14 protein-coding genes are annotated in these 11,426 nt (G+C 40.2%); 9 read left to right on the forward strand and 5 right to left on the reverse strand.

The window, feature by feature from the left end:
• The first annotated feature begins 34 nt into the window (after window positions 1–34).
• From JKG64_RS04160 to JKG64_RS04170, 3 genes are read left to right on the forward strand one after another with little or no spacing between them, the layout of a single operon-like run.
• On the forward strand, window positions 35–241 hold the full coding sequence (locus JKG64_RS04160) for an RNA-binding S4 domain-containing protein (protein ID WP_133583444.1): 207 nt from the start codon (window positions 35–37) through the stop codon (window positions 239–241).
• 32 nt (window positions 242–273) lie between these two features.
• Complete coding sequence (gene aroB, locus JKG64_RS04165; protein WP_210353074.1) at window positions 274–1,338, forward strand: 3-dehydroquinate synthase; 1,065 nt, start codon at window positions 274–276, stop codon at window positions 1,336–1,338.
• 3 nt (window positions 1,339–1,341) lie between these two features.
• Window positions 1,342–1,758, forward strand: coding sequence for an NUDIX hydrolase (locus tag JKG64_RS04170; RefSeq protein ID WP_210353075.1), 417 nt, complete (start codon window positions 1,342–1,344; stop codon window positions 1,756–1,758).
• A 1-nt stretch (window position 1,759) separates the two neighbouring features.
• On the opposite strand, the gene JKG64_RS04175 is transcribed toward JKG64_RS04170, so the two are convergent.
• Window positions 1,760–2,599: an ATP cone domain-containing protein gene (locus tag JKG64_RS04175; RefSeq protein ID WP_210353076.1), complete on the reverse strand. Its 840-nt coding sequence runs from the start codon at window positions 2,597–2,599 to the stop codon at window positions 1,760–1,762.
• Between the two features lie 109 nt (window positions 2,600–2,708).
• On the opposite strand from JKG64_RS04175, the gene JKG64_RS04180 reads away from it, so the two are divergent.
• Complete coding sequence (locus JKG64_RS04180; RefSeq protein ID WP_133583447.1) at window positions 2,709–3,008, forward strand: YgaP family membrane protein; 300 nt, start codon at window positions 2,709–2,711, stop codon at window positions 3,006–3,008.
• Window positions 3,009–3,073: 65 nt separating this feature from the next.
• Complete coding sequence (locus tag JKG64_RS04185) at window positions 3,074–3,787, forward strand: SIR2 family NAD-dependent protein deacylase (protein WP_210353077.1); 714 nt, start codon at window positions 3,074–3,076, stop codon at window positions 3,785–3,787.
• 37 nt (window positions 3,788–3,824) lie between these two features.
• Here the strand turns inward: JKG64_RS04185 and JKG64_RS04190 are convergent, their stop codons facing one another.
• From JKG64_RS04190 to JKG64_RS04200, 3 genes are all read right to left on the reverse strand, one after another.
• Window positions 3,825–4,070: a hypothetical protein gene (locus JKG64_RS04190; protein WP_210353078.1), complete on the reverse strand. Its 246-nt coding sequence runs from the start codon at window positions 4,068–4,070 to the stop codon at window positions 3,825–3,827.
• 77 nt (window positions 4,071–4,147) lie between these two features.
• Window positions 4,148–5,479: an NADP-specific glutamate dehydrogenase gene (gene gdhA, locus JKG64_RS04195; RefSeq protein WP_210353079.1), complete on the reverse strand. Its 1,332-nt coding sequence runs from the start codon at window positions 5,477–5,479 to the stop codon at window positions 4,148–4,150.
• Window positions 5,480–5,633: 154 nt separating this feature from the next.
• Window positions 5,634–6,533: a cation diffusion facilitator family transporter gene (locus JKG64_RS04200; RefSeq protein ID WP_210353080.1), complete on the reverse strand. Its 900-nt coding sequence runs from the start codon at window positions 6,531–6,533 to the stop codon at window positions 5,634–5,636.
• A gap of 536 nt (window positions 6,534–7,069) precedes the next feature.
• Between JKG64_RS04200 and hisG the strand changes: the two genes are divergently transcribed.
• Window positions 7,070–7,921 (forward strand): ATP phosphoribosyltransferase, encoded by an 852-nt coding sequence (gene hisG, locus JKG64_RS04205; RefSeq protein ID WP_021068389.1) that lies wholly within the window; start codon window positions 7,070–7,072, stop codon window positions 7,919–7,921.
• On the forward strand, window positions 7,921–9,213 hold the full coding sequence (hisD, locus tag JKG64_RS04210) for a histidinol dehydrogenase (RefSeq protein ID WP_210353081.1): 1,293 nt from the start codon (window positions 7,921–7,923) through the stop codon (window positions 9,211–9,213). The genes hisG and hisD overlap by 1 nt, the downstream gene beginning before the upstream one ends.
• A gap of 26 nt (window positions 9,214–9,239) precedes the next feature.
• On the opposite strand, the gene JKG64_RS04215 is transcribed toward hisD, so the two are convergent.
• Window positions 9,240–10,043, reverse strand: coding sequence for a patatin-like phospholipase family protein (locus JKG64_RS04215; RefSeq protein WP_210353082.1), 804 nt, complete (start codon window positions 10,041–10,043; stop codon window positions 9,240–9,242).
• A gap of 138 nt (window positions 10,044–10,181) precedes the next feature.
• Here JKG64_RS04215 and JKG64_RS04220 point away from each other — a divergent pair, with 138 nt between their 5' ends.
• Both JKG64_RS04220 and JKG64_RS04225 read left to right on the forward strand, forming a co-directional pair.
• On the forward strand, window positions 10,182–10,787 hold the full coding sequence (locus JKG64_RS04220; RefSeq protein WP_210353083.1) for a TetR/AcrR family transcriptional regulator: 606 nt from the start codon (window positions 10,182–10,184) through the stop codon (window positions 10,785–10,787).
• Between the two features lie 3 nt (window positions 10,788–10,790).
• Entirely contained in the window at window positions 10,791–11,423 is a 633-nt protein-coding gene (locus JKG64_RS04225; RefSeq protein ID WP_210353084.1) for a nitroreductase family protein, read from the forward strand.
• The last annotated feature ends 3 nt before the right edge of the window (window positions 11,424–11,426 follow it).

Genomic DNA, 11,426 nt, shown 5'->3' on the forward strand with positions numbered 1-11,426 from the left:
GATTATTTTACGCAAGATTAACTTACTTTTGTATATGCAAACATTCACACTAGAAGGGGAGTTTATTCCGATGATACAATTATTAAAAGCACTCAATTGGGTCGAACATGGCGGCATGGCACAACGGGTGGTAGAAGATGGACTCGTAATGTACAATGGCGCTGTGGATCTGAGAAAAAGGCTGAAAGTCCGCAAGGGAGATACAGTAGAGTTTGATGGACAAAAGGTCAAAATCGTATAAAATACGTATATTTACTTTCTCATTTAAAAATCATGCAAACAATCAATAGTTTAGGGTATAGTGTCTATTTTGATGATTCGTTAAAGTCATTAGAGTCATTTATTGCCGAAAGGGCATACTCACAGATCCTTGTCTTTGTGGACAGGAATACGAACGACCACTGTCTACCTGTATTACAGGCGGCACTGCCGAATCTAGTGGACTATGATATCATCGAAGTAGACCCAGGAGAGGAGAATAAAAACATTGATTTTTGTATTGGTGTCTGGAAAACAATGCTTGACTTCGGGGCCGACAGAAAGGCACTGATGATAAACCTTGGTGGAGGAGTGGTGACCGATATGGGCGGATTTGCAGCATCAACTTATAAAAGAGGAATCGATTTTGTCCAGATTCCGACAACATTATTGTCGCAGGTAGATGCCTCTGTGGGTGGTAAAACGGGAATAGACTTGGATAATGTAAAAAACATTATCGGCACCTTCACGCAACCACAAGCAGTCTTCATCAGTTCCGCTTTTCTGGATACGCTGGACCAAAGGCAATTAACTTCCGGATTTGCAGAAATCATAAAACATGGCTTGATTCAGGACAAAGATCTATACGATACCTGTAAGCAAATTGATGCGACAAAGGTAAGTACTGAGATTGTATACCGTTCGGTAGAGATAAAGAACAAAGTAATCGTAAGCGATCCAACAGAACAGGGCTTACGTAAAATATTGAACTTTGGACACACCATCGGTCATGCGATCGAAGGGTATTCCTTATTACATGATTCAAACCCACTATTACATGGAGAAGCCATTGCTATAGGGATGATTTGTGAAGCATGGCTGTCGCACAAGCACACAGGGCTTTCTGAAGCGGAACTACAGGATATAACGGCGACATTTCTATCCCGGTATGGCCGCTACGGATATACTCCAAATCAATATGATGAGTTTTTGGAGCTAATGAAAAATGACAAAAAGAATGAGGATGGTAAAATCGGTTTTGCTCTCTTGGAGCGCATAGGAAGTGCAGTATACAATATCTATGTATCAGAAGAGGATATTAAAGAAGCGCTAGATTACTATCTGAAATCCAGCAACTAAATAGTGAATAAAAAGAAGACCATAACGGTAGCTTTGGCTATAATAACTAACGACCAAAATGATATTTTGGTCGTTAGAAAAAAAGATGGTCTATACTTTGCCTTACCCGGAGGGAAAATAGAGGCTACGGAAACAGCAAACGAAGCGCTGATACGCGAGCTGAATGAGGAGCTAAACCTGTCCTTCAATACAACTGATTTTACCTTCTTGGCCAACCATACGACCAAAGCTGCAAATGAAGTCAACACAATGGTAGAAGGTCATATATTCCTACTAAACAAGAACCTAACGCAAACCGTATCAGGCTACGCTGAGATAGAGGAGGTACTCTGGTTATCCAAGGCAAACCACATGAACTACCGTCTTGCGCATTTATTTACAGAGTTTGCTCTGCCCAAATGGCTAAGCGAAACACTTTAACCTAATGCTCCAACGGACTATTTACCAATCCTATAGCTTCTTCTAAAATCTGCTTCCTTTTCTCGTTGCTGATCTCTATCATCTGAAGAAATTTGGGATTTCGGACAACATCTTTGACCAAAACACACTGTGCTTTCAATAAGCGGGCTTTATCCTGTGCTCCTAAAGAAGTCAAACAGGTTATAGGATACTGCCCGTTGCTATCTACACGAGCTTTCAAGCTAGCCTCCCTTGGATAGTCCCATGCCAACAGATTCATCTTATGGTATTCGCCAAATTTGATAGAATCTGTTGTGAGATAAGCGTTTGTAACGAGCCAGCCAGCTGACACTTTTAAACTCTTATCAAAAAAAGTATATTTTATATCCGATATATCAACGACCCTGGACATAAAGTACATTGGTGTTGTGACGGATATCTTCGCATCGACATCGTTTCTAAATTTGCATTCGATAGCAAGTAACTCTTGACCTTTTGTAGCCACAACGTCTATTTCATGAGTTACCGCATGCCCCTGTATAATCTGCCCCGTGACGGCCTGATATCCATCTTCCTGAAACATACGAGCTACCCACTTCTCAAAATAAAAGCCTTCAGGTCCCAAATCCCGCAATGCTTTTTTAAGACTATATCTTGCTGCATAGGTATCCCGACATGATTTAAGGTATTCGAATGCCAGTTCGTATAATTCCCGTGTAGAAATGCCATCGTAAAGCTTGTCTTTGATACGTTCGAATACTCCATCAACCTCATCTGGAGAGGCTCCCGACCGGGATAAAGAGTGTCTTAAACTGTCTGGTCTAAAGGGGACTAATTCTCCGGAATGTTTCTTTACATGCATGGTCTATTTCGCTATTAAATATTACATCTCAAGATACATATAATCACATTTATTGAAAAACATAATCTGAAATAAGTTGTTATATAACTGTAACTAAAACATCAATAATATGCTATTAAACTACGCCTTGGAAAAAATAAAAAAGAAAGTGGACGAAGATTGTATCGATGGAAATGTAGGGACCTCTGAACGGATACTGTCCGTTGTGGCTGGTGGACTTATACTAGGAATAGGCATAAAGCAACTCATAAAACGTCCAATGACAGCATTGACAGGGGTAACCCTTGGCGGAGCTTTGGTATACCGTGGAATAACAGGACACTGTAGCATCAAGGCTGGGCTCGATAAAATGACGAAAAAAGAAGACGAAGTAACTGTTATCGAACATCGCTACTTTGTAAAACAATAGTGCTGGTAGACATTTCTCCTATAGAGGATGTGTTGCTCTATACGGTCTTTTTTTATCTTTGAAGAATGACAAAACGAAGTAAGATAGTCGTCTTAACCGGTGCTGGCATCTCAGCCGAAAGTGGACTACAGACATTCAGGGGAAATGATGGACTATGGGAAGGATATCGCATTGAAGATGTGGCAACCCCGGATGCATGGCGACGAAATCCAGAGATGGTGCAGCGTTTTTATAATGAACGACGGAAAAAGTGTATACTAGCGGAGCCTAACCCGGCACATGTCGCGCTGGCCGGCCTAGAACAAGATGCAGATGTGTGGATTGTCACGCAGAATATAGATGACCTTCACGAACGTGCAGGTAGTAAAAATATTATACACCTGCATGGTGAAATTAGAAAATCGCAATCTTCGCTAGATCCTACCATGGTGTATCCGATAATAGGGGACAAAATTGGAGTGGAGGAAACCTGTGAATTTGGCTCGCCTTTGCGGCCGCATGTAGTATGGTTTGGAGAGTCTGTACCTAATATGGATAAAGCGATTCGACTAGTAAAAGATGCGGATTTTCTACTGGTAGTAGGCACCTCTTTACAAGTGTACCCTGCAGCAAATCTAGTCTACGAAACGTCGAGAGAATGTGAAATAGTAGTGGTAGATCCGAATATCCCTCAGCTAAATATAAGAAGCAATGCCATACAACTATTTGAAGAAAAGGCTTCGATAGCACTACCAGATATGGTAGCCAATTTTAGGAAAAACCATACATTTGGAAAATAAAAATAGGAGAGTGATTGAAAAGCTCTCCTGTTTTTATTTAATAGTATCTATTGTAAGTATCGTTAAACCCGGTCCGCATACGAGTAAAAGACTGTAGGACGTGATTGATAAACTGTTCATCTAGAATCTCAAAGACTCCATTAACTCCATTCAAAACATCTGATTCTGCAATCTTATAGGATTGTTCAAGATTCCCTTGCTCAAACTTGATGATGAACTTTTGATTCATCCCAAAAATAGTAATCTTACAATCTGGATGTGGCAATTCTGCTAAAACCCTCATTTAATCTTGATTTAATTAGAAGGTCACAAAGTAAACAAAATCTTAGCAATTGTATAACTAATCCCGTAAGAATATCATCATAATACGCCCTGAGATTTCATCGCTTCGGCAACTTTGATGAAACCGCCAATATTGGCTCCTTTGAGATAGTTGATATATCCGCCTTCTTCTTTTCCATAACGCACACAGGTCTTATGAATATTCTCCATAATGTTTTTTAGCCGACCATCCACTTTACTGGCCGACCACTGCTGTCCAATCGAATTCTGCGACATCTCTAGTCCTGATACAGCGACACCACCTGCATTTGCGGCCTTGCCCGGTCCAAAAAACACTTTAGCTTTTAGAAAAACTTTGACAGCCTCTGCAGTAGAAGGCATATTGGCACCTTCGGCAACACATTTGCAACCATTTTTTATCAATTTCTTAGCATCTGCTTCATTCAGTTCATTCTCTGTAGCACAGGGTAGCGCGATATCGCATTTAAACTGCCACGGCTTCTCGCCAGGATGAAAGGTCGCTGTCTTATATTTTTTGGTAAACTTATTCAAATCGCGCCCTAGGGTATTGATAAAGGATAGTTTCTCTAAAGTAAGGCCTTCTTTGTCATACAAAGTGCCTGAGCTATTCGATATGGTAATTACCCGAGCACCTAATGAAATGGCTTTTTCTGCCGCAAAGTAAGCAACATTACCTGCACCAGAAATCGCAACAGTTTTTCCCTCCAGATTCTCATTTATAGAATCATAGATGCAACCTACGAAATATAGAAGTCCGTAACCGGTAGCCTCTGGTCGGATGTAAGAGCCACCCCAATTGACACCTTTTCCAGTAAGCACACCCGTAAAATTGTTCTGAATACGTTTGTATTGACCGAATAGATAGCCAATCTCTCTGCCACCAACGCCAATATCACCCGCGGGAACATCTGTATCAGCACCGATATGACGGTACAGTTCGGTCATAAAGGACTGACAGAAACGCATTATCTCGTTATCAGACTTCCCTTTAGGATCAAAGTCGGCACCACCTTTACCTCCGCCAATAGGTAAACTCGTAAGCGAATTTTTAAAGACCTGCTCAAAGGCCAAAAACTTCAAAACACTTAAATTCACGCTCGGAGCGAAGCGAAGTCCCCCCTTATAAGGACCAATAGCGCTATTCATCTGAACTCTATATCCTCGATTGACCTGAATCTGGTTATCATCGTCCAGCCAGGCTACACGAAAGGAAATAACTCGCTCGGGCTCCGTCAATCTTTCTAAAATCTTTAGTCCCTCAAACTCGGGATGATATTCATTAATATAGGGGATAAGATCCTCCAAAACTTCAATGACAGCCTGTAGAAACTCGGGTTCGTTTGGATTACGCTTTTCAACGTATTTAATAAAAGTGTTAAGGTTTAGCATCTTTTTTTGAAAATATTATATACAGAAGTTTCCAAATTTAATAATTCTATATAATTAAATGCAAAAAAATTAAAAAAACACAATAAAAACATCAATTCAATAGTTAACTATTAAATCAAAAGAGGTAATTTAAAGAGGAGAGGGGTTTACCCGTTTAACTGTTAGCCTTTTTGGCTGCAACAGGATCGAAAGGTTCAATATGCACGAATACATTTGAAATAGATGGCATATTGAGCATCAGGTAATCTTTTAATGCATGGGCAATATCATGACCTTGTCTAACGCTCAACTCAGGACTCACAACAGCATGAAGATCAACAATGTATGTCATTCCGATTTTTCTAACGAAGCACTTGTCTGTAGCCAAAACTCCGTCTACACGTAACGACATCTCCTTGACGTCATTCACCATATCCTCAAAGAGATTTTCGTCCATAATCTCACCCAAAGCCGGTCGAAATATATGATAACAATTATAGAGAATGAATCCAGAAGCGAAAAGAGCAGCCCAATCATCAGCATATTCATAACCTTCGCCTAGCCATAGCGCAGCAGAAATACCTATAAATGCGGCTACAGAAGTAATTGCATCACTACGGTGATGCCAAGCATCGGCTTTTAATGATGTGCTGTTCAATGCTTTCGCGCGTCGGCTAACGACCTGATAACTGATTTCTTTCCATATAATAATTCCTGCCAAAACAAACAATGTCCATGCTTCGGGTGGTTCATGGGGAGTCCGGAGATTAATCACACTTTGGTGTGCGATAACTGTTGCAGATATGACCAGAAAAATAACCACAATAAAGGTTACCAATGGCTCAATACGACCGTGACCGTACGGATGAGTTTCATCTGCTGGTCGTTTGGAATATTTAATTCCCAGTAACACCAAAATTGAGGAGAAAATATCTGTAGTAGATTCGATAGCATCAGCTATCAAGGCAAATGAGTTCCCGAAGAAACCAGCTAACCATTTAATTATAGCCAGACCTAAACTGCCAATAATACTGAAGTATACTGTCTTTTCTGCTTTATCTGCTTTGGAGGACATGTTTTCAATGTTTATACAAAGTAAACAAATAAATTGCTGGTGTAAAACACCAATGGCATTTATTACAGCTAAATGTTAAACAAGTTACTGACATAAAATACAAGTTGTAAATATAATTTACGTTATGTTAAATAGTTTGGTAAAACAGCTAACCTACCAATATTATAATACGCTGAAATCAGGTTAACCGGATGTTGTCGGATTTCTGCCATCCTATAATCTAACGATCGACTAATCGGTCATTCTAGCCGGATTTATAACAGGTTTTCTGAGTTTCGTGGAATCAGCAATGAATTTGATTGCAAACGATTGTCTAATTTTTATGGTAAGAAAAATAAATTTGCAAATGTTCTAACATAATTCTACATTTGGCTAATTATTATTAATAAATGACAATAGTGCTTACACATCACATTCATATGCATCATCGCCAGATTGGCGATATGTAATGTTATGTGTTTCTACGTGAAGCAACTCCCCCTCGATTTCATTTTTTATAATTAATAATAGTTTTTACTACACCTAAACAATTCGTTTTGAAAAATCTAAAAATAGCTATCCAAAAATCGGGTAGATTAAATGAAAAGTCCGTTCAACTTCTAAAAAACTGTGGTCTCGATTTCGAGAACTACAAAAGCTCTCTGATTACGTCTGTTTCTAATTTTAACTTAGAAATATTGTTTCTGAGAGACGATGATATCCCAGGATATGTCGAAGAAGGTATTGCCGATCTTGGTATCGTAGGCGAAAATGTAATTGATGAAACAGAATCTAATGTAGCTTATTTACAACGACTTGGATTTGGTAAGTGTACATTAAAACTCGCGATCCCTAGAGACTCCAAAATCTCCGATTTAAAAGACCTTAATGGCAAATCAATCGCAACCTCCTACCCTGTTATACTTAAGAATTTTCTTGAAGAATATAAAATAAACGCCGATATTCAAACAATTTCTGGTTCCGTAGAAATCGCTCCAGGTCTAGGTTTAAGTGACGCTATCTGCGATATCGTATCGACTGGTGGTACACTAAAAAGTAACGGTTTGAAGCCATTTGCTGATGTACGCAAATCGGAAGCTATACTGATAGCACGTGAAGGCTTGGAAGAAAATGAAATACTAATGGAGCTGTTGCAACGGATTCAGTCGGTATTAAGGGCCAAGGAAACGAAATATGTGGTACTTAACGTAGAAAAAAATAACCTCGAAAAAGTAACGGAATTACTGAAAGGTGTCAAGAGTCCAACCGTTGTGCCTCTAGCGGAGGAAGGCTGGGTAGCTGTGCACACCGTAATTTCGGAAGATGATTTTTGGGGTAAAATCAATAAACTCAAGTCTGTAGGCGCACAAGGAATCGTGGTGATGCCTATAGAAAAAATCATATTATAATGCTAAAAGTTTACAATCAGGAAGAATTATCTCCAGCTGTTATCGAACAGTTGGTGCAGCGAAATACAGACCCTAATAATGCTATCTCTGACACCGTATATTCCATCATCGAAGATGTAAAAAGTTCAGGAGATAAAGCCTTAAGAGCTTATGCCTCTAAATTTGACCAGGTGGATTTAGAACAAGTATATCTGGGCAAAGACGATATAGAGGAGCTCGCCAGTACAATATCTAGAGATCAGCAACGCGCACTCGAAATCGCGTTTCAAAATATTCACCGTTTTCACAGTACACAACTGAAACGCGAACGGGTAACGGAAACAATGCCCGGCGTAAAATGTTGGCGTGAAGCACGACCTATTGAACGCGTAGGCCTTTATATCCCTGGTGGATCGGCGGTATTGCCTTCTACCCTGCTCATGCTGGGTGTTCCGGCAAGAATAGCTGGTTGCAAAGAGATTGTGGTCTGTTCGCCTCCTCAAAAATCGGGTAAAATCAACAGATTCGTTGCTTATTGTTTGATCCTATTGAAAATAGAGCGCATTTATCTTGTAGGAGGTGCTCAAGCTGTTGCCGCTATGGCATTCGGAACGGAAACAGTGCCTAAGGTTGACAAAATATTCGGCCCTGGAAATCAATTTGTCACGAAAGCAAAAAGTATCATACAAGGTCAGACGAATGTCAGTATAGATATGCCCGCTGGCCCCTCGGAGGTATTGGTTATCGCTGATGAAACAGCAAACCCGGCTTATGTAGCTGCAGATCTATTGGCACAGGCCGAGCATGGACCTGATAGCCAGGCTGTACTGGTCTCGACTTCGGCCGAACTCATTACGCAGGTCAATCTAGAACTAAACAAACAGGTAAGTCTACTACCACGTCAGGAAATAGCCAGCGCGGCCTTGGCAAACTCCTACGCTATCCTAACGACAGATTTGAGAACAGCAATGGAGTTTTCCAACAAATATGCTCCCGAACACCTTATTATCGAGTCGGATGCCTGGCAATCGATCACTTCGCTAATACTTAATGCAGGTTCTGTATTCCTTGGACATCTTACTCCAGAGAGTGCAGGAGATTATGCTTCCGGAACAAATCATACACTGCCTACCTCAGGCTATGCAAAATCCTACTCTGGAGTATCTGTAGATTCGTTTATTAAGAAGATAACATTTCAGCAGATAAGTCCTGAAGGGCTACAGCAAATAGGCTCAGTGGTAGAAATATTGGCTGAACTAGAAGGACTTCATGGTCATAAAAATGCAGTCAGCATACGTAAAGCTGATTTATAATAAGAGAAAAAGGTAAGCAAGAATATTTAAACTTGCTTACCTTTTATCTTATCGATATGTTGGGATAGTGTGCTCCGGGTCAGTTCGTACCCTTCTTTTATCAAATCTGACGATCGATCGAAATCCCATATTCCTGAAAGATCATTGGGAATATTTATTACATAATCAGGCTGATACAGTTGAATACTCAACAGGCTGAGTCTGCGCCTCATGGCCATATAGGATTCTTGCAATAAATCTAATGCATTGAGTTTGCTATAGGATTTCTCTACGGCAGACTTGGGAGGTCCATCTAAATTGATTGCTATCTTAATATTATCTGTATTCTGTACGTAATTGATAGGGACAGGGTTAAGTACTCCTCCATCAACAAGAAATTTATTAGCAAGCTGTACCCCCTGAAAAACAGCAGGTATAGCTATTGACGCCCGAATAGCAGAATATATACTTCCCTTTCGAAATACAACTTCCTGCTCGTTGGCTAAATCTGTTGCAACTGCAGTAAATTTGACACCAAGTGTTTCAATAGCGACATCTTCAAAAACTTCCTGTAAGGTACGCATAACCTTTTGCCCTTTTAAAATCCCGAACCTCGGATCGGAAAAATCCATCAAACGAAATACTTCCCGTTTTGTCAACTTGCTCATCCACTCACCCAGCTCTCCTATCTTCCCACCAGCAAAGGCTGCTCCGACTAGTGAACCTATAGAACAACCCACCACTTCGTCAATTTCGACTCCCTGTTCAAGAAGCCATTGTATAGCACCAATTTGAGAAATGCCCCGTGCACCACCACTACCTAGAATCAAAGATACCTTCTGTTGTTGCATATTGTACAGTTTTGACTAAAGATAGAAAAAAAGATAGATTTATTTTTGTCAACTGAAAGTCTAAAAAACAAGCCGAATTTGCAAAAAACAAAAACGGGTGTTACTTTTGCTAACAGTGTTAACTAAATGTTTAAACACATGAGCACAACAACAAGAAGAGAACGTGAAATTCAGGAGCTACGCAGCAAGATTATCACCCAGTCATGGAAGATAATCACTGAAGATGGATGGCAAGCCCTATCTATCCGGAAGATTGCAGATGCAATAGAGTATAGTGCTCCTGTAATCTATAAACACTTTGAAAGTAAAGAGGCTATCATCGAGTATTTTTCGAAAGAAGGATTCAACATCCTATCGCATGAGATGAGCTTGATTCCTGAAGACAAAATAGACTCTAGTGAGCGCCTACGAGATATCGCCTATACATACTGGAAATTCGCATCTACTTATGTACAGCATTATAGAATCATGTTTGGATTAGGAATCCCTCCGTGTGAAGCTATCAACAGCTCGAAAGAAATGCAACGTACTTCAAACTATATGTATAGTGCTATAGAGCAAGTGCTAAGCGATTCTGGGAATGACATTGCGGATAAATATTTGAAACTAAAGACTTTTTGGTCTACGCTCCATGGCTTTGTAGCCATTGCGCTATTATCAGACGACCATATCCCTTCGGCCCCCACAGCTACACTGATAGATGCTGTTGAAGGTTTTATATTTACACTAAAAAACAACAAATAAACAATGAGCTTATTACAAGACTTATCCTGGAGATATGCCACTAAAAAAATGAACGGCACTCCAGTAGCACAAGAAAAAGTAGACTATATTATCGAAGCAGCTAGAATGGCTCCTACCTCATCGGGATTGCAGCCATTTAAAATTATACAGGTAAGTAATCCGGATCTTAAGGCCCAGATTCAACCTATCGCATTCGGACAGACACAAATTGTAGACTCTTCTCACCTATTGATTTTTGCGGCTTATGATGAATATACAAAAGAACGTGTAGATGCCGTATTCGCACAGCAGGAAACAGAACGGGAGTTGCCATTGGGTACTTCAGACGACTACAAGAACACCTTATTTGGAATGTTTGCACAACAAACCAAAGAGCAACACTTTGCACATGCCGCACGGCAAGCCTATATTGGCTTCGGAATGGCTATAGCTGCTGCCGCGGAGCAACGTGTGGATGCTACGCCAATGGAAGGTTTTACAAATGCGCAACTGGACGAACTTTTAGGTCTTGACAAGTTGGGACTGAGATCGGTTACGATACTGGCATTAGGTTATAGAGATGAATCGAATGACTGGTTAGTCAACCTAAAAAAAGTAAGAACAAAACCGGAAGACTTCGTCATCAATTTCAATTAATTT

It is taken from the genome of Sphingobacterium tabacisoli, assembly GCF_017908035.1.
Taxonomy (GTDB): Bacteria; Bacteroidota; Bacteroidia; order Sphingobacteriales; family Sphingobacteriaceae; genus Sphingobacterium; species Sphingobacterium tabacisoli.